The organism is Gloeocapsa sp. PCC 7428 (assembly GCF_000317555.1).
GTDB lineage: Bacteria > Cyanobacteriota > Cyanobacteriia > Cyanobacteriales > Chroococcidiopsidaceae > Chroogloeocystis.
Genome location: NC_019745.1, coordinates 4,548,054 through 4,571,206, shown reverse-complemented (window position 1 = coordinate 4,571,206; position 23,153 = coordinate 4,548,054). Strand labels below are relative to the sequence as shown.

The following is a 23,153-nucleotide window of genomic DNA, read 5'->3' as shown; positions in this document are numbered from 1 at the left end:
TCTATGACATAGCTTGCTTGTAACTCTGACCTCTGCTTTACTATCAAATTTGCTACAAGGTGCTGTGCGATGTGCGGATTGAAAATATGTAAAAATGAACTATGAGGCATTTCTTTTCAATTGGGCAACAGATTGTAGGGAAAAACGAGACCTGCGGATTGACAACATCAAAGCGCAGAGACCTCTGCTATATTTGAGCAACTACGTCGCGAGTACCAGCAATATTGAGGTTGGGTGAGAAATCCTGCTTTCAACAAACAAAATCGCTGCTCTCAACCTCAAGAAATTGTAACCTCAACAACTGACACAGCAATTCTCAAATGCCGCAGTGGATCAGCCGTATAATTCATACATTAAGTGGGACAACGTTTAGGCTTATCCTTTTGATGGTTGGACTCTTGATGCTTTGGGGGATGCTGGCACCGCTGAGTACAATAGTCTGGTGGCTTAACCAAACCGCTGAGAGTTTAGGCTTGGAAGAAGAAACGCCTGAAGTTCTAAGGCGTCAAGCTGCTATTGATCCCACCTCAGCTATCAATTGCTATATTGTGTTTTTGCCTGGTGTTGGAAACTTTTCCCCTGAAGAGATCACGCCTGGTGAAAAGTATTTTATTTATCAGCTTGCAGAACGCCATCCTCAGTGTGTTGTTGTACGAGATGTGTTTCCTTATTCAGTCATTAACCGAGACCTCGGCAGTCAAGAGCTCTTAACTCCGTTGTGGGAAGCCTCAAAAGAAAGCGATGGAATACTGCGTAATGTTTTAGTTCAAGTTCGCAATTTATGGCGGTTTGCAATTTCCGCTGACGAGCGTTATGGTCCAGTTTACAACTTAAGTATTGCTCATACGATTGTCGAGCGCATGAATGTTGCACATCCGATCGCTCAATCTGATCGACCAATTAACTTAATTTTGATCAGTACAAGTGGTGGAACTCAAGTTGCTTTGGGGGCGACGGCACACCTAAATGAATGGATCAATGCCCGCTTAACGGTAGTGTCGATCGGCGGTACATTTGAAGGCAGAGCCGGATTTAACGACGCAGATCGTGTTTATCATTTGCAAGGCGATCGCGACTGGGTTGCCGATCTTAGCCGCATCATCTTTCCTGCACGCTGGAGTTGGACAGTAGGTTCTCCAGTGAATCAAGCCCGACGGCAAGGGCGCTATACTGTTTGCATTATCGGTTCTTACGAACACACTGGAGCCGAAGGCTATTTTGGCAACGCCATTTCACCCAATGGCATACCTTACGTTAAGCAGACTATTGAGCAAGTTGACCAACTGCCGATCTGGTCTATCAACCAACCTCTAACTTCGCAATGCCCAGTTCAGAAAATCGCTGAAAAATGAACAGCGAGTATTTATGCTTGAATGAAAAGCAGGATTTTCGATCAATTAAATTGCAACCAAGCCTGTCTGGCGCAGAATGAAAAAGAGAATTGAGTTAACAATGCTAAGAGCGATCGCTCCTAAAATTGCACTGCCAATTCCCCATCGCAAGCGAAATCCCTCAACCAACCACGCTGCTAGACCAAATACAATAATACTACCGATTAAGGGAATCAACCCTAGACTTAAAAGAGCATTCGCCGTTCTAAACCAGCCAGGAAACAAACCCCAAATACCATTAAATGCACCAATAATCGCCCCAGCAATTAAAGCAACCCAAGGATTATCAACATCAACACCCAAAGGTAGTTTTGAGATAATTAATAAACTAATCGCAATGACGACGACAGAAATTAAAAATCCAAGCATTTATCCACTCCTGGGATACAACTGTGAACGTTTTTCTGTGTACAAAACATACCACCTGCAACGGAATTCTATATCAAGACTAAGTAGCGCGCTGCAATGAAGATAAGATAATCATCCAGATACCATTAAATAAAAGAGTAATTCCAACAAAAAGTCCGAGTATCCAATCTGCGTTGAACGGCCATTCAGACCAAATAAGGATACCTAGTATAATTCCTAAAATTCCACTGAATAAAACCCAACCCCAGTTGCGAGCAGGACGCAAATCAAAGGCAATAAAAACTTGCAACGCACCTTGAACAAAGATCGTAATTCCGAGTATGAGTGTTAGGGCGATCGCTCCTGAAAGGATATTAGTTAAAACAACAAGCCCAGCCACAAAATAGAAGATACTCAGCAGTAATTTCCAGACAAACTGACCTGCTCCTCGCGATCCAAAAGCATAGATAAACTGAGCAATTCCAGCGAAAATAAAAATCCAGCCAAATGCGATTGTCGAAGCAATGGTTGCATAAACAGGTCGAGCAATAGCGGCTAGCCCGATAATGACTAATAAGATCCCAACTACGATACCGAGTCCTGAGCCACCAGTGCGTTCTTTATCACTCACTTCAGGATCTGTAGTTCTCATTCAAATCTCCTTCTGTTTAATTTAAGCCCCTTTAGCTAGTAGATTTTTGCTCATCTTTGCTAGCGTTTGGGTGAAAACATCTTTGGATTTTCGAGCGTAGCGTGGGTGTTAATGCATTCCCCCTTACCGATTGCAATTAGACACTCTACCTTTAACTTACCATGTTGGTATCATCGAGTTCGGGAACTTCTTGCCCCTACGACGTTCTTCTAGTGACCTCACGCCTGAACCACCCTGATCGAACTTGTCTGAACTAGGCTAGGCTGACACTGTGACCGAACTGATCTTAAGCCCAATGGCGATCAGCGCGCTCAGTCTGTGAAGAACCATGTTATTTATGGTTGACTCGCCTAAATTGACTACTACACATAGTAGAACACATTTATTCGCTACATCCTTCTAAGGATTAGTTTGGCTTGGGTTAATGTTTGATACCTAAACAGGATGCACTGTAGTAGCCGTTAATAAAACATATATTTATAAAATCTAATCAAAAGATAGTTTATTAAGTTTAAGAAGAACGCCATGTCAAATAACTTGAATTTCTACTTACCTGCACCGACTAAACAACGATTTGCAGCTACTTTCCGCGTAGTTAGGCGCGTTAGCTTCTGGGTGCAGTTAGGGCTAGGTACTGTTTCTAGCTTGGCTTTATTGTTGGCTATATTTAGCCGTAATACTACTGTCCAAGCAACAACAAATCCAGTCATGGCGTTTGGCGTCTTTTTAGGGATTACTGGCATTTTAGTGTTGTGCTTTAGGCTCTATTTGTCTTTTCGTTATCGGCGTTTAGACAGAACTTTACAGTCACCTAATCGAGAATTACATCCAAAAAAGGAGGAAGTACTTCAATTATTAAACACTGGATTAATTGTCAGTTTGATTGGTCTATTGTTAGCTTTTTTAGCATCTGAAGTGACGATCGCTACCGTAGCGGCGAAAGCTCTAGCACTACCTCAAGGAGTAGCAGCTTATACCTCAATAAATTCTATTCGTCCGTTGGATATTTTTGTCGTATTGGCAAACGTTAATTTGATTGGTGCTCACTTTGTTGGCAGTGTCATTGCACTAGGATTATTTAGCTGGTTGGATGATTAGTCAAGATCGCCTATGTGTTGCGTTACAAATTTAACTACAGTGTTATCGGAGCTACAGGCTCGATATCCGGATCTACTCCACCAATTTGATTAGTTCGTAACACCCACGCTGAACCACCCTGTCTGAGAAAAGCTTGAGTCACCTCATCGCTGGTCAAACGAGGTAAGATGGTGCGCCAACTAATTAAACTACGGATTAAGTTTTGCACTGGGTTATCTTCTAGTGTGCTACCTAGTACCTCCGCCTGATTTTTCCAGTCGGCGCGTGCTGTCCCCCAGGGTAAGAGCAAACGTTTCAAATCAAGACCCAACTGTTCTAGCTGCTCTAGTCTGTGCAACTGTTCGGGATTTTGTTTTTTCCACTCCTCAACGTTTGGGTGAGAACGAATCGCTTGAGCTATTTGCCTCAGTGCAGCATATAAAGCTTGATTGGCGTCTTGGGTGCAGTTATTAGCTGGTCCCACAAAAGTGCCGCCTGTCCCATCACCAATACGATAGCGAGCCGCCATAATTTCTAGCTGATAAACGACTTGATCCAAAGGCGATCGCTTCTGACCATCAGTAGTTTCATAATCACCAGTAAATCCATCGAGTTCGACAAGGGTATCGCAAACAGGACGCAATCCCATCCAACCAAAAGAGCGATCGCCCATGTAACGCGACCAATGCAAGCTACCTGCAATTAATCCATCAGTATTATGCGTATAAATTTGATGATAGACAATTTCAAATCGCAATTCATCAGTTAGCGGTTCGCGCACTACTTCGGCAATTCCATAAGCAAAATGACCAAAGTAAACTGGACCTTTCGCCTTAGGTTCTGTTTTCTGACCACCAATTCCGCCATAAACGTGAATGAGTAGCGCCCGCTTACCTTCGTGCCAAGCTGCATTGTTAGTATTGCTACCGAGTAATGCAGTGCTAATTTTACCTTTTTGCGCCGTCAAATTGCCCCAAACCTCTTTTTTGAGATATTTTTTGACTGCTTTGCCTTCAATTCTCCGCTTTGGTTCGACCTGAAACAGAACGCGAGGGGCTAATGCTTGTACGACAAACACCCCTGACGCATCCGGCGCACCATAGATGTACCATCCAGTTTCATTCAGGGGAGATTTTTCAATGTCTTTGTTAGTAGATGGGTAAGTATCATTGCGATTGGCTACTACAGAAGGCATTTTGACAATTTCTTCTGCTCCATCAAATTGCTTTGAAGTCCGATTAAAGTGAACTACGCGAAACAAATCACTGTCGGCTTCTACAAGTTGTATAAATTTTACCAAGCCGTAGTAGCGTCCTGTAATTTGAACGGGGTCGCGAGAAATAGACAACGCGTATGCAGAGATACTTGCCTCATGCGCAGATTGACGTATATCAGGGAGGAGTTGCACGGCAATGGGTTCTTGCAACATCACGACAACATCATCAACGGGATGCGAACCGGCTAGCGATTCTAAGGGATCGACAAGTCGCCAGTGATTAATTCGCGTTGGGTGAATGTTGCCTTGTTGACTGCTGTACTCGGCTTGAGCGCTGAAATGCACGTCTTTCGTTACTGCTTTGACATACGATCGCACTTGTGGCGTGTCGCTCCAGCGCAAGATTGTAACTTGTCCAACAAGCTGCTGAAAATCGGCGGGTGCATGATGCACTTCAAACAAGACGCCTTTAATCGTTTGCCGTTGCTCTTTAGCAGGCAAAATCAATCTTCCCATCCAGGGTGCAATTGGGTGGTAGTATTCTTGTGACACCGACTGATCGAGTGGATAAAACTGAGGTTGATTGAAAGCGGCTTGCCGATACCGTTCATAATTACTGGCTTGGCGAGGAGTTGCTCGATCTTCTATCGCAGCAGTGCCTAGTAAAATTTCTACGACCCAATCGATCGTTTGTTGCAAGTAACTGCGACCGTCGGGGAGAAACTGTTCGGGGTCCATTAATCCTCCTGGGAGTTGATGACCGACCGGACCAAGCGAAATTCGATTCACTTTCCCCAGGCGTTTGGCACGATTCCAGTAAGACAAGAAGAAGATCGCCCAACGTTTGGGAAACATCAGACCCATACGCTCAACGAAATCTTTGTCACCTACCAAATGATAGAGATGCTCTAGTTTTAAGATGTTAATATTGCCACTAATAACTCCTCCAAGCGAGATTACCTCAATCGGGGCAGTTAATACCTGTCGTAAAAATGGGGCGGCTCCTGCTGCCATTTGGCCACCGCCGCTAAAACCAATCAGCGTAATTGGAACATCGCTATCAGATTGGTAGCCATGTCGGATGAGCGCTTGATAAATAACCTTGGCAATTCCCAGATTGTAGATTGGTCCATAGCGTTTGTCAGCAGACACCGCGACAACCAAGACATTGCGGAGATTGACTAAATAACCAAACAAACTTGCAGGATTTTTGAGTCTAAATGAGTCAGCCAAGCGCCAAAAGAATGCTAGAGGACGGTTGCCTGTCAGTGGGTTATTGCGGACTGAGTAGGGCATAATGCCTTTAATGAGCAGCACGTCTTTTGGTAAAACTGGTGCTAAAGAGTCGAGAAACGCTTGAATATCTGGTAAATAGTCAAATGTAGATTGACCGATACCATCGAGATAAACGACATAACGCGAGATGTGTTGTGGGATAGATTGCGGTTTTTCGGTTGTCGCAGACGTAGTGTTGACGCGATCGCCATACCAACCCGCCCACCAGCCAAGCGCCTCTAAGGGAGCTAAAATCGCAGCGGCGACAAAGGCAATTATGCCAATCCATACTAAATCGAAGGCTAGTTTAAAGATCCCGCCCAAATTACCATACCAGGCGAACCACCAGTAACGAATCGGTGAGAGAAGAACGATCGCTGCAAAAGTAACGCCAGTGAGTCCGACGAGACTGGGGAGTTGTCGGACAATTTTACTCAACTGAAAACGGCGATCGCGATCGATGGCATCAGCCTGGGCTGAAACGGCTGCATTACTTGGAAAATTTGATGTGGAGTATTGCGATCGCTTCTTTACAGAAGTGGTTTGTGCTTCTATCTGAAAAGATGTGACAGCTGTTGCGTCGAATCTGTTCATTACCGTTAAATTCGTCGCAAAAGCACGCAATCGCTTTTGTAAAATCGCTGGAAGCCGTTCGCGCTTAGTGACGAGTTCTACACCCGCTACTTGGCAAGCAATCCAATAACCAAACTGGGCGATCGGCTGACCAATCGTGCGTTGCATCACCCACAGCGTAAACCATCCCAACGCGACAGTTCCAAATGCCTGCCATACAGTCGTATTGCTAGCGGCGGCAAAGCCAACAACCATTGCCAACAACTGCCACAGCGATAACACTGATAGAATCGGTTCTCCTAAGTAAGGCATCGCTCCAAAAACACTAAAGATGAGCGGTGCGTAACTAAATCCTAAAGTGCGTGCTACCACCTCAAAACGAGCTTCAACGGTAAATGGAGCAAAGCTAATTAACCAAGTACTCAAAACTAGGAAGAAGTAGCCAAATGCAAATAAAACTGCTCCAATCAGCAGCGTAAATACAAAGCGAATGGGTGTAACCCGATTGACGAATAGAACAACGCTCTGAGCAACGACTTGAGATAAGCTAGCAGCTAGAACAACGACGAACGCAACTGTCGAGCCATACGGCAGGATGTTAATTTGTTCAAAGGCTTCAAATTTGAGCGCTAGCACCCATCCCAATAATTCCCAAAATCGATTGAGGGCAGTTTCATTCATAGCAGATGCAGTGAAAAAGCTGTTGGCAATGCGTGAGTCACTAAGGATTAATGATAAACCTCTTGTATAAATTGACAAGATTAAGCAAAACCAAGTTAGCGTTAATTTGTAGCGCATCGACGAATTCAGTCACGCGGTCAATGCCTCTCAATTCAATTCGATTAAACGCCATTTTGATACCAAGCTCAAAGACCTTGGTACAGTGAGATTAGAAATTCAGTGCTGAGAATCTCTATTAAAAGCGATATAAACAAGTCAGTTATGAGAGAAATATTACAGATTGAAACATCTGCTAAAGTTTATTCACGTTCTCAAAAAGAAAGTAGAGAATATGAAGATATTTTAGTTGTTGGTCAACCAGCGCAAATCTCCTTAGAACATATTGCGCCTTCTGAGGATGCAAGTATTAGCTTCAAAGTGCAGGGAGAAATTGAAATTTACTCGAATATAAATCAACTCGTTGATACACAAACCTCAGTTTCGATCAAGCAGCTTCCAAAGATTATCCTGCTAGCAAGAACCTTTAGCGATCGCCTCAATGATCGTTCGCTACAAATAGTTTTCCACGATCAGAATGGTCATCAACTGAGTAAAATTCAACTGAAGCTAACTTGTCTGCGGATTTGTCTAGATGTAGATGCGGATCGCGATGGAATTGTTGAAGAAAATAATCCTAATAAAGGAGATTGGAAATGGGGAGTTAATGGTCACGGTGCGATTTTAGTTGTTAATACCGATCGCGACCTTGTTCATTCTTGCAGTCAATATGATGAGAAAAAACATATTCAAAGACTACCAAATTTAAAAGAATTGAGCTTTATCATTGTTCGCAGAGTGGGGGTGAAAACGCTTCCTGATGGGTGCAAAGTTAATTTATCGGTAGATCAAAATATTGCTAGGCGCATTTGCATTTATGATGAACTAGATCAAGGTTATTGTGAGTTAATTGGAGCCAAGAGAGCAAAGGCAAAAATTAGAGAAACCGACCATGATATTCTCCTAGGTGTGAAGGGATTAAGTTATCCTGATGTAGATTTTGATGGTTTGGTCAATATTAATTTAAATCTTACAAAAGATGGAGAAACAATCTACAGCGATCGCGTAGTTTTTCGCGTTGCTCCTTGGATAATGACTCCTAATACTTTATCACCAATTACTGTGTTTGTATCTCGTTTATCGAAGGAAAAAAACGAAGAATTTATAGAGGAACTGAGAAAAGTTGTAGGCAAAGCCAATGCGCAATTAGATCCTGTTCCTTTTGAATTTCATAAAGACGATCCTTGGATGCGCGATGAAATTGAAATAGGCTATACTCAAGCACCAGGAAAATGCATTCACGTAGTACTTGATTCGCCACGCGATCGCGGACTCGATCGCTTTGCCAAACGCAAATTGCTAGGAAGTGATTTTGGGTATGTGATTCGTAAAAGCCGCTATTCAGCCACAAAATTAGATTCTTTTGGAAATTTAGAAGTTTCTCCACCAGTCACCGTCAAAGGAATTGATTATCCTTTTGGGCGTTTGATATTTGGCGGAACGCGCCAAGACATCATCAAAGACCCGCGCCGCAAGTTAAAAGTTTTACGAGACTTCTTTTTTGCACAAAAAATTCAAGCCCCGTTTGAAATCTTCTCTGATTGGCTGAGTGTGGGGCATATCGATGAATTTATGACGTTTGTTCCTGCTCCTAATTCTAAGGGTTTTAAGCTCCTTCTCGCAAGTCCAGACAAGTGTTATAGCATTCTCCAACGCTTAGAAAACGAAGGACATTCTCAGGTATTATTGCGACAAGGCAAACAGCTTTATAAAAAACCTGCTGATATTAGTGTGACAGATGTTCTTGATAACGAAGAATTGACTCGTGAAAACGAACGCTTTCAAGAATATATTAATTGGAATCGCGAGGCTTTAAAACACGAATTAGGTTTAGGTGAAGAAGATATTATCGACATACCAGCTTTGTTTCAAGATGATGGAGATGGACGAGCGGAAACTTTTTTCCCTAACATGGTTAATATGATTGTTCTCAATCAGCATCTTGCTATTCCTAGACCATTTGGACCTCAGATCAATACTCAATGTCAATTTGAAGCTGATGTTCGAGCAGTTTTAGAACCTTTGGGTTTAGTTTGTCACTTTATTGATGATTGGGACCCTTATTTTCGAGGAGGAGGAGAAATTCATTGCGGTACTAATACTAGCCGACAACCTTTTGGTCAAAAATGGTGGGAGATTGAACCAAAATTTTTCAACCATTCCTCACTACAGGGTTAAAGATACATTGCCTTAGCTGGCTATCGCTTAACTCATTTCTAAATACAGTAATCTTACAATGGACGATGGAATTTCAAGACCTCAGTTTAATTAAGGGTTATCACGCCCACGTGTACTTCGACGAATCAACTGTTGGACAAGCCCAAGCTTTGTGTGAAGCAGCAGGTGAACTATTTCAAGTAACTGTTGGTCGGATGCACCATAAGCAAGTTGGACCACATCCGAGTTGGAGTTGTCAGCTTGCTTTTAATCGTAGTCAGTATACAGATTTACTATCATGGTTAGCGCTCAATCGAAATGGGTTAACAATTCTCATTCACCCTTTAACTGGAAACGATTTAAAAGACCATACTGATTATGCGTCGTGGATGGGAGAACCACAAAATTTAAAACTTGATGTGCTTTAATTTGTGATAACTTTTTATCAAATTATTTTATGACTGATTCATCTGATAAAGAAGCAATTTTAGCGGTTAACGAAGCCTTTTATCGTGCTTTTTCTAATCGAGAAATCGCCAGCATGAACCGTTTGTGGTGGCAGGGGGCAACTAGTTTGTGCGTTCATCCAGGTGGAAATGTCCTAATTGGATGGGAGAATATTCGATCCTCTTGGGAATCTATCTTTCGCCATACTGATTTTTTAGAAATTGAAACGGAAATTATTAAAGTAGAAGTTGACCAAGCGATCGCTTATGTCGTCGTCCGAGAAATTGTCTTGCAGTCGAATCGAGGTAGAAAAGTAAAAGCATCATCGCTTGCAACGAATATCTTTCAAAAGATGGCACAAGAATGGTATTTAATTCAGCATCATGGCAGTCCAATTATGCGTTAGTCATCTGTCCCCGTGTAAACAAAATGCTAGGAAAATCGCTCTAAAAATTGTTTAGTTCGAGCAGTTTTAGGCTGGTTAAAGAAACTGTGTGGCTCGGCTGTTTCGACAATTCTTCCTGCATCCATAAACACGATGCGATCCGCAACTTCTTTCGCAAACTGCATTTCATGCGTAGCGATGATCATTGTCATTCCTTCTTGCGCAAGAGTTTTCATGACAGAAAGAACTTCACCAACCAACTCAGGATCGAGCGCACTTGTGGGTTCATCGAATAAAATGACTTCAGATTTCATGGCTAGCGCCCGCGCAATCGCTACTCGCTGCTTTTGTCCACCTGATAGGCGCGCTGGATAAGTATGCTTTTTGTCGAGTAGCCCAACTTTGATGAGCAATTGTTCAGCTTGTGCGATCGCTTCAGCTTTAGGACGCTTTTGAACGTGAATCGGGGCTTCAGTAATATTTTCCAATACAGTCATGTGCGGCCAAAGGTTAAAATGTTGAAAAACCATGCTGACACGCGATCGCATTCTCGCGAGTTCTGTTTCGGTCATCAAAGAATCTTTACCTCGACTCATTTTGCGCCCCATCTGCGTACCATGAATAAAAATCTCTCCAGAGTTAGGAGTTTCTAACCAGTTAATGCAACGCAGCAAAGTCGATTTTCCCGATCCGCTAGGACCCAACAAACAAATGGTTTCTCGTGGTAGAATCCTTAAATTAATATCGTGTAATACCTCAAGCTGACCAAAACTTTTACGCAAATGCAGCAATTCCACCGCAGGTATTGTCTGTATTTCTACTCGGTTATCTAGCATAAATGCTCCTGAGGGTTTCAACTCTACTAACACCTAATTCAACAGTTAGACATAAAAGCCAATACAGTAATGCCGCAACAAAAAATGACTCAAACGGTACATAATAAGTAGATTGAATGGAACGTGCGACAAATGTTAATTCTTGAATTGTGATGATTGAGAGAAACGCAGAATCTTTAATAATTTGAATGAATTGATTACCTAATACAGGTACAGATGACAACATAACTTGTGGCAAAATAATTCGTCTTAGTAGTTGCCAACCTGTAAAGCCATAGGCACGTCCTGCTTCAATTTGTCCAAATGGTAAATTTGCCCAAGCTGAGCGTAAAATTTCGGCAATGTAAGCCGTATTATAGACAACAATTGTGACAACAGCAGTCGTCCAACTATCTAAAGTTAATCCTAATGAAGGTAGCCCATAGTAAATAACATATGCCAGCATTAAGAAAGGAACTGCTCTTGCCGCATCAACAAAGCTTTGCACTGAACTACGGGCAATTCGGGAAGGCGAAATCAGCGGAATTAATAGCAAAATACCAAGCAATAATGACAAAGCCATACCAGCGGTGCAAAGCCAAATTGTATTCCATAATCCTTCAAGAAACTTAGGGAAATTCTCAAAAATGACATCAAATTGAATGCTCATATTAACTCATACCTCTGATGCATTCGATAATCAATTGTGCGAGTTAAACGAGTAAAGCCAAATAATAAAAGGATGTAAAACAGCATTGCGATCGCTGTCATTGTTAGAGGTTGAAAATTACTGGCAGCAAGCTGACTTGCACGGCGAGTCAAATCATTAATTCCAATTACGCCTACCGCAGGACTCGCTTTGATAATGAATGTAATTTCATTAGCGATCGCGGGCAAACTCATACGCCACACTTGTGGTAAAATGATGCGGATAAATGTTTGATTTTGAGTCAATCCAAAAGCTTTTGCCGCTTCAATTTGTTCGACTGGAAAATTAAGAATTGCAGAGCGCCAAATCTCACTGATAAAGGCTGAATGATTGATCGCTAGGGCAATGCTACCTGCCACAAAAGCATCTAAATTGATACCTAAAAATGGTACGCCAAAATAAAGCCAAAGAACCAGAAGAACAAGCGGCAAACTACGAATAAAACTAACATATAATGTGAATACTTGACTAATAAGGGGAATTTTTTTGACTCTGCCTAAAGCGACAGCCAAGCCTAGAGGAATTCCAATAATAACGCCCAGTAAAGAAGTGACGCAAGTAATCAACAACCCATAGAATAAGTACTCTAAATCTCCCAATTTCTTCACCTTCTTTAGAATTATTTTGCTGAATTTTATGTTTTTCAACGCACCACAGAGGAGGACACTGCGCTATCGCGTGCCGACAGCCCCTTAAGTGTCCGTAGCACAGAGAACGCAGGGAAAAGAGTAAAGAAGGGTTTAGCTTCAAGACAAAATTACGAAGTAGGGATCGGTTGATCTCCAGGAAGTCTAGGTTCATTGGGTAAATCAAAAGAAACACCGAGCCATTTCTGTTGTAATTGTTTTAGCGTGCCATCTGCTTTTGCTTTAGCTAGTCCGTCATTGAAAACTTTCAGGATATCTTCTCTGCCTTTTTTAACTGCCCATGCTGCATAAACTTTATCGCCTATGGGTTCTTGTACTACCTCAAAAACGTTTGGTTTGGCTTTAATCACTTGAGTGATTGCAACCAAATTATTGAGGACAGCATCGACTCGTTTATTTTCTAAGTCTTGATAAGCTTCAGCAAATGCTCCATATTCAGTTGTTCTTGCTGACGCTTTTCCTTGTGCTTTGAGTTGAGGATTTACCACTTCGGCGATAATCTTGGCAGTAATGCTACCTTGTTGTACACCGACTGTTTTACCTGCTAAGTCAGCGACTGAGTTGATCGAGTCTCCACGTCGTTTGATCAGGTAATTTGTAATATCGGTGATAGGCATTGTAAAATCAACAGCCGTTAGACGTTCTTCTAATATGGCGATCGCCGCATTTGTCGCATCGTATCTATTAGCAGCAATTCCAGTTAAAATTCCTTGAAATGGTAAGACTTCTTGTTTGACTGTAAAAGGTGCATCTCTTGTGACTAACTCTAAAAGTTCTTGGTTGTAACCGACGTGTTTGCCATTTTGCAGAAAATCGTATGGAGGATAATCATCTTCGGTCGCAACAGTGATTTCTTGCGATTCTCCAGAAACTTGACTTGATGAAGGCGAACAAGCAACCGCGATCGTGCAAGTGAAAAGTGCGATCGCAACTAAAATACCAAGTCGCAGCCAGTAGTTCGATCGTCGAATTCTATAATTCATCGCAAATTCTCAGCCAAGCGTAAAAGTTTATAAAGTGTTGGCTAGCAAGTGCCAAATTGAAGATTGATTTGCTTCAACCACTTGCGGTAAGCAATCGACATTTTGTCACAGGGAAAATGAAATTCTTGTTGTAAATTGAGTGGCAGTTTCTGCGGACGCTGTGACTCTACCATCGGTATATCCTGCGCCATGACTTCATCTTGAAAGCGGCGCAATTCGTCGTTTGATGTTTCTGGTGCGTAGTTTCTCACAACACCCAACCACGCAATGCTTCGCGTTTCTGCAACTGGTGTCACAGTCAAGAAAATGGAGAAATACCTTATATCATCGCCTTTGCGAAAACAAGCTATTAAGGGGCGCACAATTTTATAAACGTAAGAAACCGATTTAGCTTCTCCAGTTCCTTCGGGATTAGGCTGATGAAAGTGAATGTCGCTAGCGCTGATTCCGTCTGCATCAACAGCTAACGTGTAATTTGGAACTTCTGGAAACTCAGGATCGCCGAGTAAACCGCGATGCGTGAAGGGAAAGTGCGCAATATCAACAAAGTTTTCGACAACACGGGGCGCACTAGCATTAATAAAGTAAGGTCCACACTGAAATGCGATCGCGTTTCTTTGTTCCCACTCTGCAAACGTGGGGATATTTTGCTCAGGTTCGCCTAAAGCTACCCAAACAAAGCCGTATTTCTCTTTAACCTGATAGGTGCGAATATTGGCAGTTTGTGGAAAACAGGTAATTTTCAAATCTGCTGGAATGCGGGTACAGCGCCCATCCGCATCAAATGACATTGCGTGGTAAGGACAAACGATCGCCTTGTTGCCATCGACCCAACCCATTGACAGTGATACACCTCGATGCGGACAGCGATCTTGACAAGCAATGATTTTTTCGTCAGTTCGCCAAAGTGCGATCGCATTCCCAAGGAGATGAACTTGCAAGGGTTGATTGACTTTAACATCATCTGCTAGCGCAACGACGTGCCACGCATTATGCAAAATGGGATCGTCAATTGGAGTATCACTCAGCATTGATTATGTCCTAGATGTCTCATTTGGATAGCTGTAGTTTTTCAGCGAAGTGACGCTCCTAAACTTGTTGCAGCGAAGCGACTTCGAGTTGTAGCTATGAGTTTGACCGCGGAATGCGGTGTACTGTTCACTTGAAAACGTTAACAGCTTAAAGCTTGTGTTCTACGTTAAAGAAAATAGTAATTTTAAAAAGTGCTTTGTAATACAATAGCAATTACTAGTTACAATCTTGCTGAAATAGTAACTTATTGGCTAATAATTGTGCTTTTTTGAGAAACACCATGAATCAACCGCATATAGGCATCGGCGCACCAATAATGCTAGACAATCTTGACCGCGAAATTATCGGGTTACTAAAAGTTGATGGACGAATGTCTTTTACCGACGTAGCTAAAAAACTGAATCTCCCAGAAGCTACGGCGCGTTATCGAGTGCAACGTCTTCTGCAATCTAAAATTGTCAAAATTCATGCTTCTCCCAATCCAGAGCATCTCGGTACACCGCACATCGTGATTGTTCAGCTTTTTGTCGAGAACAGTCAAATAGATGCCGTCGCTACAGCACTCGTTGAGATCGAAGAAGTTCAGTTCGTCGCTGTAACTGCTGGACATCACAACATCGTGATTGATGTCAGTTTTGGCGCACATAGCGAAATGTTGGCTTTTTATGCCAAGTTACACCAAATTCCAGGCATTATCCGTTATGAGTCGCAAGTTGTCATGAAATTACTGAAGGCAGAGTACAAGTATGTGCTTAGCTAGAGTTTTGAAAAGTCAAGAAATCTGAATATATATTCAAAGTTTTTCTATTTTAAGAATATCGCAATTATGTATACGCAAGTTTACTTAATTAGTTAAAACAAGAAATTCAGTTACTATTTATCGATGCTTAATCGCGAAAAAATTATGTATTTAGCAAAATAAATTTAATTAAGTATCAAGGACTACATATTTTAGGAATTGAGTGCGCCTATTCTGAATGAGACGGCATCAATCTGCAATGCAGACATAACTCGATACTACTTCGATGAGCACGTGTAGTCGCTTGTTCAATGCCGTTGAAGATTGAGTCATGATTTAAGGACTTCGTGTGAAATGCATCCACTAATGATGGGTTCATTGAGTTGGATTGAATATCAACAGCGTCTTCAAGAGGAAAACGCAATTATTCTTATCCCTTGCGGCGCGTTAGAACAGCATGGTCCGCATTTGCCGTTAGGAACTGATGCATTGCTGAGTACATCTGTTGCGCAGAGCGTAGCTGAACAGATTGATGGCATCGTTGCACCAACATTCAGCTACGGCTACAAATCTCAACCGAAATCCGGTGGCGGACAGTGCTTCCCTGGAACCACTAGCTTAGATGGCAATAGCTTAAGCCAATTGACTCGCGATGTAGTGCGCGAACTCGCGCGCCAAGGTGCAACTCAAATTGTCCTAGTTAATGGACACTATGAAAATCAATGGTTTCTCACTGAAGGAATTGAGCTAGCAGTACGCGATGTTGGCAGTTCTTCCGCTTTACGTGTCATGCGGCTAGAGTATTGGGATTTCCTCACGAGTAATATATTAGACCAGGTATTTCCTGACGGTTTTCCAGGTTTTGCACTCGAACACGCGGCTGTAATTGAAACGTCGTTAATGGCACATTACCATGCAAACTTAGTGCGCCTCGATCGCATTCCTGATGTGCCGCCTCACGAATTTCCAAATTATGATGTCTTTCCCCAACGTTCAGATTGGGTTGATTCATCAGGCGTTCTTTCATCTGCAAAATCTGCGAGTGCCCAGAAAGGGAAACGCATGGCAGACCACATCGCTACTGGCATTGCAGTTGCGATCAAACATGAATTTGGTGCTAAACAATTTGCTGTCAATGGAATTGCATCACGCTGATGAGCAAGATAGGCATGGCACTGCCCCTGCAACGGGGATTTTTCTGTTTTAACTCTGAAACCTGACCTCTCTCATGCAACCTGATTTTACTCCGATTCAACCGATCAGCGGTACTATCTTGCCTCGCTATGCTGGTGCTTCGACGTTTGCGCGATTACCCGAACTTCGCGATGTTCCGCATTGCGATGTAGCGATCGTCGGAATTCCTTTTGATGCAGGCACTAGCTTTCGTCCTGGTGCTCGATTTGGGCCGCACGCAATTCGCCAAGCGTCCAGAAATCTGCGAACGCAGTATCATCCTGTTTATGATGTTGAGCCGTTTATGGTTCAACAAGTGGCAGATGCGGGAGATATTGCTTGCAATCCATACAACATTAATGATGCCATACAACAAATTGAGACGGCTGCAACTGCACTGTTAGAGCAAGTTGGTGCGATCGTCAGCTTAGGTGGAGATCATACGATCGCCTATCCATTACTCAAAGCAATCAATCACCGCTACGGACCTGTAGCACTCGTCCATTTTGACGCGCATCTCGATACTTGGGATACTTACTTTGGTGCACCTTACACACATGGTACGCCTTTTCGCCGCGCAGCTGAAGCAGGGCTATTTTTAGATACAGCATCGATGCATGTTGGCATTCGCGGTCCACTTTACAGCCGCAATGATTTAAGCAAAGATGCTGAACTAGGTTTTCGCATTGTGCATTGCGATGAGTTTGAAACGATCGGTATTTCAGGCGTCGTTGAGCGAATTCGCGATCGCGTTGGCGATCGTCCCCTCTATTTATCGATTGATATTGATGTCCTCGATCCTGCTCATGCCCCAGGTACAGGCACACCTGAAATAGCTGGCATGACAAGCCGCGAACTGTTAGGCGTACTACGCGGACTTGCGGGACTTTCGGTGATTTCTGCTGATGTTGTTGAAGTGGCTCCTGCCTACGATCGCGCAGAGTTGACTTCACTGGCAGCAGCTACGGTAACTTACGAGTTGATTAACCTGCTAGCACTTAGCCCAAAGCTGAATCCATCAACTCACAAGTATTGACGAATATCCCGTAACTGTTTATTTGGCAATTCTTACGTGCAACGGCAGCGCCTGCGACGACCGCATAAGCGGTCAGGCAAATCATTATGAGCTTCTATATAGCTCAGCAGCTTTGCTTCTGACCATTCTGAACCTAGTAGCTTAATACCAATCGGTGCTATCTATTAAACAAATGTCTACCACCTGAACTTGCTGGGTAGCAGTACGAATGACACTCACATGAGTATTATGAGCTAATCCCGTTGTGAGCTAAATCCTCTCAAGCTGTTAGCTTCACTATGAACCTTGCCACACTTTTCGGCTTGTTCTACCCTCATGTAAAGTGTCGAATCGTGCATTTTCTGATTCACTATTACTTCTGTGCTCTAACGAAACTACTTCATCATTCGTTCTATCAATTATCCAATTTTTGTAAGGTAAACACAGTAATCTCTGGGCGGGCGTTAAATCTCAAAGGCAGTAAACTTGTGCCTATTCCCCGATTAGTATACAAGATCATTTCTCCTACTTGGTAACGTCCAGTATAATACTTCTGACTCAACGGCGGTAGAAAAAATGGCTTGAGTAAAGGTAGACGGATTTGACCGGCGTGTGAATGTCCTGAAAGCTGCAAATCAAACCGCTTCGTCGCAGCAGATGATGCCGCAAAATCAGGCTCGTGTGCCAACAAAATTGCTGCACCATCGTCGTTTAACTGCTTCAGCACTAGATCTAAGCGGTCTTTACCCACTAAAATATCGTCTACCCCAGCAATATGCAATCTAGCAGTGCCGCGCTGCAATGTGTAAACAGTATTATCGAGGTTGATGATACCAGCTTGTGAAAGAAGTTGCTTAACTGCTTGCGAGTCTACCCAATGATCGTGATTACCCAAAACTGCCACAGTTTGATCTTTAGGTGCGAGTTGACCGATGGTCGCCGCTAGCTTGGGGAGAAATATCTGTTGCTTAGCTGTAACAAAGTCTCCAGTAATTGCTATTAGGTCTGGTTGTTGAGAATTGACTAAGCGGAAAATACGGCTTAAACGCTCTTCATTCGTCCATTTATCTGTGTGGATATCACTGATTTGCACAATCCGATATTGCTCAAATTCGGCTGCTAGATGCGGTATAGTTAATTGCAAGTGGTTAACATCAATCCAGTTTGGCTCAACCAACCATGAGTAGAAAACTAAACTAATTAACAAGCATAAAGATAAGAAAACTTGGATGAATATAGAGTTTGATCTATTTTTTCTTCGCTGCTGACGTTTGCTCAAACTATACGCTCCATATGAAACAACTAACAATTCTTACTAATAAAAGCACTCTATACTAAACATATTTCTCCAAAGATTATTTCTTATTAGTTAACTTCCATAAAGTTTTTGCAAACACAATCGAGAATTACATTATATTTCTTCGCTGTAAGTAGTAACACGCAAGTGCGATCGCCCTCTTCTCATCACTAAGGATAAATTGATTTCTAGGATTTACAAACTTATTACGATTTTCTCTAATCAAATGATTGTTGCCCTCATTGTACTGCGTGAAGTTGGAGAGGATTTTGACTATCATGCTTTTACCCTATAAACCTCTAGTCTCTTCGCCTTCAGCTAAAAATACTCTTGCAACTAATTGATAAATGCTCAAATCTACACTAGAACATCATTTATTCTTTAGAGAATCAGCAGATATTCCTGATACTGAAGCTATCAATAATCTTATAGATGTCGTTGCAGCCGTAAACGCAGTTGAAATTGAGGATGAAGAAGAAAGAATATTATATAGATGTAGGTGAAGCTGTGGATGAAAGCCAAAGTATATATTTAACTAACTCGTGGTAATTAATATCTATCAAGTAGCATTGACAATCCTCAGCACCATACCACAAAAATTTCCAATTATGAAAATTCTTAACTTATATAAAGTTGCTATCTCTATTATATTAACTTCAGCATCGAGCTTATTGTTAATGGGTAGTGCTTGGGCGCAACAATCTCAAAAGCCCAGCTACGATGTAAAGATACAGAATAATAGCGTATGTTCATTTATTACTGGCAATAATGTCAATATCCGCAGTGGTCCTGGCAATCAGCATCAAGTCATTACTCAACTTAATCGAGGTGATGGTGTAAGAGCAACACAGCGGAAGGGCAATTGGGTAATGATTGTGGCAAGAGTCTATGGATACCCTCCTAACGAAAGCTTTAAACGGCTGAATGGTTGGGTATTTAATGCTTATATCAACGGATGTTCAGAAGATAAGTTTGATATGTGGCGTAATTAATCTCAAATCATTACATAGAGGTAAAGGTAGCAAAGATACCGTTGGCAAATCATCAGAGAAAAATCAAAATTAGCTGCTATAGAATTAAGGTAAGATCAACGCTCCGCAAAGGTCAGTATATCTACGCAGCCCTAAAGTATTCCTGCTATTTCAAAGGATAGAGTAGCGGTAGCAAGACAAGAGCAGCTTTTCTTAAAGGCGACCTCTACCTATAAAAAAGAGTTCTACAAACGCTATCCTATTTATGTTTTGAACTTAACGATACATGAAATTGCTTATCTAGATTTGTCTGAATCTACCATTGAAATTTCTTGTTTTGTAATTCATCAATATCTTATTGAAAATGTCCGACTTTTTCTTAGATAAAACTAAGCTCACCTGTACTAAATAATAAAAAATCACTTTGTAAGATCTCTTACAAGAGCTATACTTAATCAGCGTTCTTCAAATACCCATTGCCGCATTGTGGTGCATCCAAGGAAAAAGCTGTAGGCAATAGTCATCGCTGCTAAGAACCGCTGATTTGCGCTGAGCGTATTGTTTTTGACAGTCTCAGCCATCGATTGTCACTACTACCGCTTTAAGAGCTTAAGTTCTGTTCTAAAGTGTTTGTTACATCAAGCGATCGCTTCAGCAAAATGCAGGCGTGTGAAATCAAGCTAAGCAACTGCTTAATTGACGTAGTATCAAAAGATATTTTATGTTGTTAAAGTATTGAAAATATGGATGCAGTGCAAATGACTACTAAGAAGTGAATCAAGGCTTTAGATCGTTAGATTTACTGATGAACTATTGATGTATATGTGCCATATTCTCAATTACGTTTTGTTTAAATTATGCATCAAAGCCTCTCATCTTTGTCGTGCTATTTCTAATACACGTAAATATACAACCTCCTCAGGTAAAGGAGGTTTCTTACCTTTAAAAAGTGTATGTTGAATTCTTCACAGCCAGCAGGTTCTAAATCTAGTCATACGGTTGTCCAGTCAGATAAACCGCTCCGTAGTCTTACGCAATCCCAAGAGACTATTTATAGGTTTTTGCTAGAAAGCGTCAAAAATCTTCCAGCAGAGGTAGTTTTACAACAGTTCATCGATTTATTTATTTGTCTTCCACAAACAACTAATGTAGATCATCTTCAAGCATTGCAAGAAGTGATCGTGAGTAACAATGAAGATGAATTTCATAATACAATCAAACGCTGCTGTTTCATTTTACTTAATAATTGGAAAATCACAAAGAGAACACAATATATTCAACAATTGATTGCGGTTCTCGAAAATATTCCTGATAGCCAGCATTCAACTCTACCTGCTCAAAGCATTCTTAGAGTTTGGGTGAAGAATTTTGTAAGCAGTGCGAGTTACGCAGAAGTTAAAGCATTTGCTGACAAATGTCAACACGGGAAACCTCATTGGAATAATAGTTATAAATCCCACGTATTAATAGCTCAATCTAATGATACAAGAAAACCAATAGAACAACGGGAAGCTGCAAAATATGAAGCAAGTAAACTGAAATATCAATTTAAGTTTGACTTAGCAATGTATATGGCTTCTGCGCAATCTCCTAAAACAGAAAAACATAAAAATCCCACCAATTTACCCGATGAAGTATTGCGCTTAATTAAGTTAATTGTAGCCAAGCGCGATCCAGCTAGCTATACCAACACAGCAAATCTTTTTATCAAACAAACAAAAAATATTAACTACTACCAATTTAAAGAACGATTAGAAAAATTTTTACTTCATTCGAGCAATAGTAGTGAAATAGGAAATGCATCCAGTATCAATCTATCAAAAAAGCTAGCAGCATTAAATGCTAATTATAATGATAAAGAAATCACCGACGCTTTAATTTTGAGAACTTGTAATAAAGTTATTGAGTATTTGACAACCGAAAATCATCATGAGCCATCTCCAATGTTTATTACTTTAATTTCACAAGGGACACCATTAACCTTAGTGATGGTATTAATCAAAGTTTTATTAATTTGCAAAGGTTGCCGCATTCATCTCGAAACTTGTATAGCTGAATTAATCAGATATTATGAGAATTTTTCTGAAACTGAGAGAAGTAAAATGACTACTTTCCTTGATATCTTTAACGTGATGTGTGCGATTTATATAGATAATGTTCCGGTAAAACTTAATTAAAATTTAGGCGACGTTCATCTAACCAAGCAAGCGCAGCAGCAGCAGTTTCAGCAAGAATACTCACTAACCGATAAAACGCGATCGCCCCGATGACAATACCAGGAGACAAGCGGTGTTGCAAAAGTGCGATCGCCGTTGCTTCAAATACTCCCAATCCTCCAGGTGCTCCTGGAATAACCAAACCCAGTAGCCATGCTAAGCTAAAAGTCCCTAATAATAAAGGTAATTGTGCTAACTCCAACGAATCGAACGCTAGTAAAGTTAGCAAAAACCCACTACCGCGTAGCAAAACAAAACCCATTTCTCCTAGTAGCGGATTTAGAGGATAGCGTATTACTATATAGCTATTAGAATCTATTTGCTGCTTGGAATTTTTCTTTAACTTTAATTTTCCTAACAAGCGAATTGCTCTACTTAAAAACCAGGGATGAATCCCGACTAGAATAGTAGCTAAACCCAGCAGGGATAATAATATCAATAGAAAGCGGTGATTTGTTACTTCAAAGAAAATACCTAACAAAACTATTATTAAAGCAGCTGCTGCCATGAGGAGCGGCTCTAGTAATACACTTAAAGTTGCTATACTAGTAGCAATACCAGCATCTTTTGCAGCAGTAATCCGACCATAATAATGCCAAATGTTACCAGGCAAGTACTTGGCAATATTAGTTTTTAAGTAAACCCGAACAAATTGATAGTTATTGACTTGTTGATTGAGTTCTCCTAAAATCCAAGTCCAGACCCACCCCGACCAAATGTGTGCAAGAAAAGTGACGCACCAAGCACCAGCTAAAGTTGCCCATCCTCTAGAATTAATTTGGAGTGTAGTAACTTCTTGCCAATGACGGATTAAAGCTTGCAGTAAAAAGAATAGCGTTATCCCAACAATGAACCATCGACTGTATGGTTTTAGGTATACCCAAAATCGCACTAATGACTTAAGAATTTGCTACCTCCTACGACTAGAATTCTTTTTTGTAGCAGTCAGTTTATACATTCGGTTACACGCATAATCCAATAATTGTTTGCCTATAGCTAGCGCTGCTTCAAATAATACAAGTAATGTTGCTTTTGCTCAACAACTCTTAACACAGAGAAATGTATAGCAAAACGAATCTCTCTACAGTTAGATAACAGCAGGATTTAATTTCATTAATAATGTGACCTTTGCTAGAGGCAGCGATCGCCGATTGTTTTTTACCATCATCAATCAGTGGTTAAAATTAACTATCGAATCTCATAAAGCTGCCCATTTTGCTGTATATCTAGTGTGTTGATTACAGCGTAATGGGTATTC

At 41.4% G+C, this 23,153-nt stretch carries 23 protein-coding genes; 11 read left to right on the top strand and 12 right to left on the bottom strand.

What is annotated here, in order from left to right; all coding sequences use genetic code 11:
- Positions 1–320: 320 nt before the first annotated feature.
- Positions 321–1,352: a hypothetical protein gene (locus tag GLO7428_RS20110; RefSeq protein ID WP_041918705.1), complete on the top strand. Its 1,032-nt coding sequence runs from the start codon at positions 321–323 to the stop codon at positions 1,350–1,352.
- A gap of 45 nt (positions 1,353–1,397) precedes the next feature.
- On the opposite strand, the gene GLO7428_RS20105 is transcribed toward GLO7428_RS20110, so the two are convergent.
- Both GLO7428_RS20105 and GLO7428_RS20100 read right to left on the bottom strand, forming a co-directional pair.
- Entirely contained in the window at positions 1,398–1,760 is a 363-nt protein-coding gene (locus GLO7428_RS20105) for a phage holin family protein (RefSeq protein WP_015190418.1), read from the bottom strand.
- Between the two features lie 79 nt (positions 1,761–1,839).
- On the bottom strand, positions 1,840–2,391 hold the full coding sequence (locus tag GLO7428_RS20100; protein ID WP_015190417.1) for an HdeD family acid-resistance protein: 552 nt from the start codon (positions 2,389–2,391) through the stop codon (positions 1,840–1,842).
- Between the two features lie 525 nt (positions 2,392–2,916).
- Here GLO7428_RS20100 and GLO7428_RS20095 point away from each other — a divergent pair.
- Positions 2,917–3,489: a DUF3611 family protein gene (locus GLO7428_RS20095; protein WP_015190416.1), complete on the top strand. Its 573-nt coding sequence runs from the start codon at positions 2,917–2,919 to the stop codon at positions 3,487–3,489.
- A gap of 34 nt (positions 3,490–3,523) precedes the next feature.
- Here GLO7428_RS20095 and GLO7428_RS20090 read toward each other — a convergent pair whose 3' ends face one another.
- Both GLO7428_RS20090 and GLO7428_RS29530 read right to left on the bottom strand, forming a co-directional pair.
- A complete protein-coding gene (locus GLO7428_RS20090) occupies positions 3,524–7,213 on the bottom strand; it encodes a Yip1 family protein (protein WP_015190415.1) in 3,690 nt (1,229 codons plus the stop codon).
- A gap of 40 nt (positions 7,214–7,253) precedes the next feature.
- Positions 7,254–7,385, bottom strand: coding sequence for a hypothetical protein (locus GLO7428_RS29530; protein ID WP_015190414.1), 132 nt, complete (start codon positions 7,383–7,385; stop codon positions 7,254–7,256).
- An 89-nt stretch (positions 7,386–7,474) separates the two neighbouring features.
- Between GLO7428_RS29530 and GLO7428_RS20085 the strand changes: the two genes are divergently transcribed.
- From GLO7428_RS20085 to GLO7428_RS20075, 3 genes are all read left to right on the top strand, one after another.
- A complete protein-coding gene (locus GLO7428_RS20085) occupies positions 7,475–9,487 on the top strand; it encodes a protein-arginine deiminase family protein (RefSeq protein ID WP_015190413.1) in 2,013 nt (670 codons plus the stop codon).
- Positions 9,488–9,552: 65 nt separating this feature from the next.
- The gene (locus GLO7428_RS20080) at positions 9,553–9,894 is read left to right on the top strand and encodes a DOPA 4,5-dioxygenase family protein (protein WP_015190412.1); all 342 of its coding nucleotides are present in this window, start codon (positions 9,553–9,555) and stop codon (positions 9,892–9,894) included.
- Between the two features lie 29 nt (positions 9,895–9,923).
- Positions 9,924–10,319 carry a nuclear transport factor 2 family protein gene (locus GLO7428_RS20075; protein WP_015190411.1) on the top strand — a complete coding sequence of 132 codons (396 nt, stop codon included), beginning with the start codon at positions 9,924–9,926 and terminating at the stop codon, positions 10,317–10,319.
- A 26-nt stretch (positions 10,320–10,345) separates the two neighbouring features.
- Here GLO7428_RS20075 and GLO7428_RS20070 read toward each other — a convergent pair whose 3' ends face one another.
- From GLO7428_RS20070 to GLO7428_RS20050, 5 genes are all read right to left on the bottom strand, one after another.
- On the bottom strand, positions 10,346–11,134 hold the full coding sequence (locus GLO7428_RS20070) for an amino acid ABC transporter ATP-binding protein (protein WP_015190410.1): 789 nt from the start codon (positions 11,132–11,134) through the stop codon (positions 10,346–10,348).
- Positions 11,124–11,783 carry an amino acid ABC transporter permease gene (locus tag GLO7428_RS20065; protein ID WP_015190409.1) on the bottom strand — a complete coding sequence of 220 codons (660 nt, stop codon included), beginning with the start codon at positions 11,781–11,783 and terminating at the stop codon, positions 11,124–11,126. The genes GLO7428_RS20070 and GLO7428_RS20065 overlap by 11 nt, the downstream gene beginning before the upstream one ends.
- Positions 11,780–12,430 (bottom strand): amino acid ABC transporter permease, encoded by a 651-nt coding sequence (locus GLO7428_RS20060; protein WP_015190408.1) that lies wholly within the window; start codon positions 12,428–12,430, stop codon positions 11,780–11,782. The genes GLO7428_RS20065 and GLO7428_RS20060 overlap by 4 nt, the downstream gene beginning before the upstream one ends.
- Before the next feature lie 149 nt (positions 12,431–12,579).
- A complete protein-coding gene (locus tag GLO7428_RS20055; RefSeq protein WP_015190407.1) occupies positions 12,580–13,452 on the bottom strand; it encodes a transporter substrate-binding domain-containing protein in 873 nt (290 codons plus the stop codon).
- Positions 13,453–13,493: 41 nt separating this feature from the next.
- On the bottom strand, positions 13,494–14,483 hold the full coding sequence (locus GLO7428_RS20050; protein ID WP_015190406.1) for an aromatic ring-hydroxylating dioxygenase subunit alpha: 990 nt from the start codon (positions 14,481–14,483) through the stop codon (positions 13,494–13,496).
- A gap of 281 nt (positions 14,484–14,764) precedes the next feature.
- On the opposite strand from GLO7428_RS20050, the gene GLO7428_RS20045 reads away from it, so the two are divergent.
- The 3 genes from GLO7428_RS20045 to speB all read left to right on the top strand — a co-directional run bounded on the left by GLO7428_RS20045 (position 14,765) and on the right by speB (position 17,432).
- Positions 14,765–15,244, top strand: coding sequence for an Lrp/AsnC family transcriptional regulator (locus GLO7428_RS20045; RefSeq protein ID WP_015190405.1), 480 nt, complete (start codon positions 14,765–14,767; stop codon positions 15,242–15,244).
- Between the two features lie 333 nt (positions 15,245–15,577).
- Positions 15,578–16,378 (top strand): creatininase, encoded by an 801-nt coding sequence (locus tag GLO7428_RS20040; RefSeq protein WP_015190404.1) that lies wholly within the window; start codon positions 15,578–15,580, stop codon positions 16,376–16,378.
- A gap of 73 nt (positions 16,379–16,451) precedes the next feature.
- Positions 16,452–17,432 (top strand): agmatinase, encoded by a 981-nt coding sequence (gene speB, locus GLO7428_RS20035; protein WP_015190403.1) that lies wholly within the window; start codon positions 16,452–16,454, stop codon positions 17,430–17,432.
- 394 nt (positions 17,433–17,826) lie between these two features.
- Here the strand turns inward: speB and GLO7428_RS20030 are convergent, their stop codons facing one another.
- Positions 17,827–18,618 carry a metallophosphoesterase gene (locus tag GLO7428_RS20030; protein WP_196797404.1) on the bottom strand — a complete coding sequence of 264 codons (792 nt, stop codon included), beginning with the start codon at positions 18,616–18,618 and terminating at the stop codon, positions 17,827–17,829.
- A 437-nt stretch (positions 18,619–19,055) separates the two neighbouring features.
- Here GLO7428_RS20030 and GLO7428_RS28020 point away from each other — a divergent pair, with 437 nt between their 5' ends.
- Together GLO7428_RS28020 and GLO7428_RS20025 are read left to right on the top strand one after the other, a co-directional pair.
- Positions 19,056–19,211 carry a hypothetical protein gene (locus GLO7428_RS28020; RefSeq protein ID WP_015190401.1) on the top strand — a complete coding sequence of 52 codons (156 nt, stop codon included), beginning with the start codon at positions 19,056–19,058 and terminating at the stop codon, positions 19,209–19,211.
- A gap of 39 nt (positions 19,212–19,250) precedes the next feature.
- Positions 19,251–19,700, top strand: coding sequence for an SH3 domain-containing protein (locus GLO7428_RS20025; protein WP_196797403.1), 450 nt, complete (start codon positions 19,251–19,253; stop codon positions 19,698–19,700).
- A gap of 434 nt (positions 19,701–20,134) precedes the next feature.
- On the opposite strand, the gene GLO7428_RS29525 is transcribed toward GLO7428_RS20025, so the two are convergent.
- On the bottom strand, positions 20,135–20,260 hold the full coding sequence (locus GLO7428_RS29525; protein WP_255348356.1) for a hypothetical protein: 126 nt from the start codon (positions 20,258–20,260) through the stop codon (positions 20,135–20,137).
- 372 nt (positions 20,261–20,632) lie between these two features.
- Between GLO7428_RS29525 and GLO7428_RS20020 the strand changes: the two genes are divergently transcribed.
- A complete protein-coding gene (locus GLO7428_RS20020) occupies positions 20,633–21,856 on the top strand; it encodes a hypothetical protein (RefSeq protein WP_015190399.1) in 1,224 nt (407 codons plus the stop codon).
- On the opposite strand, the gene GLO7428_RS20015 is transcribed toward GLO7428_RS20020, so the two are convergent.
- Positions 21,849–22,787, bottom strand: a complete 939-nt coding sequence (locus GLO7428_RS20015) for a lysylphosphatidylglycerol synthase domain-containing protein (protein ID WP_015190398.1) — start codon at positions 22,785–22,787, stop codon at positions 21,849–21,851. The two genes, GLO7428_RS20020 and GLO7428_RS20015, sit on opposite strands and share 8 nt — an antisense overlap.
- Between the last annotated feature and the right edge of the window lie 366 nt (positions 22,788–23,153).

Excerpts from the sequence above, each read along its gene's own strand:
- GLO7428_RS20110 (WP_041918705.1), top strand. The coding sequence starts at position 321 with ATGCCGCAGTGGATCAGCCGTATAATTCATACATTAAGTGGGACAACG.
- GLO7428_RS20105 (WP_015190418.1), bottom strand. The coding sequence starts at position 1,760 with ATGCTTGGATTTTTAATTTCTGTCGTCGTCATTGCGATTAGTTTATTA.
- GLO7428_RS20100 (WP_015190417.1), bottom strand. The coding sequence starts at position 2,391 with ATGAGAACTACAGATCCTGAAGTGAGTGATAAAGAACGCACTGGTGGC.
- GLO7428_RS20095 (WP_015190416.1), top strand. The coding sequence starts at position 2,917 with ATGTCAAATAACTTGAATTTCTACTTACCTGCACCGACTAAACAACGA.
- GLO7428_RS20090 (WP_015190415.1), bottom strand. The coding sequence starts at position 7,213 with ATGAATGAAACTGCCCTCAATCGATTTTGGGAATTATTGGGATGGGTG.
- GLO7428_RS29530 (WP_015190414.1), bottom strand. The coding sequence starts at position 7,385 with ATGGCGTTTAATCGAATTGAATTGAGAGGCATTGACCGCGTGACTGAA.
- GLO7428_RS20085 (WP_015190413.1), top strand. The coding sequence starts at position 7,475 with ATGAGAGAAATATTACAGATTGAAACATCTGCTAAAGTTTATTCACGT.
- GLO7428_RS20080 (WP_015190412.1), top strand. The coding sequence starts at position 9,553 with ATGGAATTTCAAGACCTCAGTTTAATTAAGGGTTATCACGCCCACGTG.
- GLO7428_RS20075 (WP_015190411.1), top strand. The coding sequence starts at position 9,924 with ATGACTGATTCATCTGATAAAGAAGCAATTTTAGCGGTTAACGAAGCC.
- GLO7428_RS20070 (WP_015190410.1), bottom strand. The coding sequence starts at position 11,134 with ATGCTAGATAACCGAGTAGAAATACAGACAATACCTGCGGTGGAATTG.
- GLO7428_RS20065 (WP_015190409.1), bottom strand. The coding sequence starts at position 11,783 with ATGAGCATTCAATTTGATGTCATTTTTGAGAATTTCCCTAAGTTTCTT.
- GLO7428_RS20055 (WP_015190407.1), bottom strand. The coding sequence starts at position 13,452 with ATGAATTATAGAATTCGACGATCGAACTACTGGCTGCGACTTGGTATT.
- GLO7428_RS20050 (WP_015190406.1), bottom strand. The coding sequence starts at position 14,483 with ATGCTGAGTGATACTCCAATTGACGATCCCATTTTGCATAATGCGTGG.
- GLO7428_RS20045 (WP_015190405.1), top strand. The coding sequence starts at position 14,765 with ATGAATCAACCGCATATAGGCATCGGCGCACCAATAATGCTAGACAAT.
- GLO7428_RS20040 (WP_015190404.1), top strand. The coding sequence starts at position 15,578 with ATGCATCCACTAATGATGGGTTCATTGAGTTGGATTGAATATCAACAG.
- speB (WP_015190403.1), top strand. The coding sequence starts at position 16,452 with ATGCAACCTGATTTTACTCCGATTCAACCGATCAGCGGTACTATCTTG.
- GLO7428_RS28020 (WP_015190401.1), top strand. The coding sequence starts at position 19,056 with ATGCTCAAATCTACACTAGAACATCATTTATTCTTTAGAGAATCAGCA.
- GLO7428_RS29525 (WP_255348356.1), bottom strand. The coding sequence starts at position 20,260 with ATGGCTGAGACTGTCAAAAACAATACGCTCAGCGCAAATCAGCGGTTC.
- GLO7428_RS20020 (WP_015190399.1), top strand. The coding sequence starts at position 20,633 with ATGTTGAATTCTTCACAGCCAGCAGGTTCTAAATCTAGTCATACGGTT.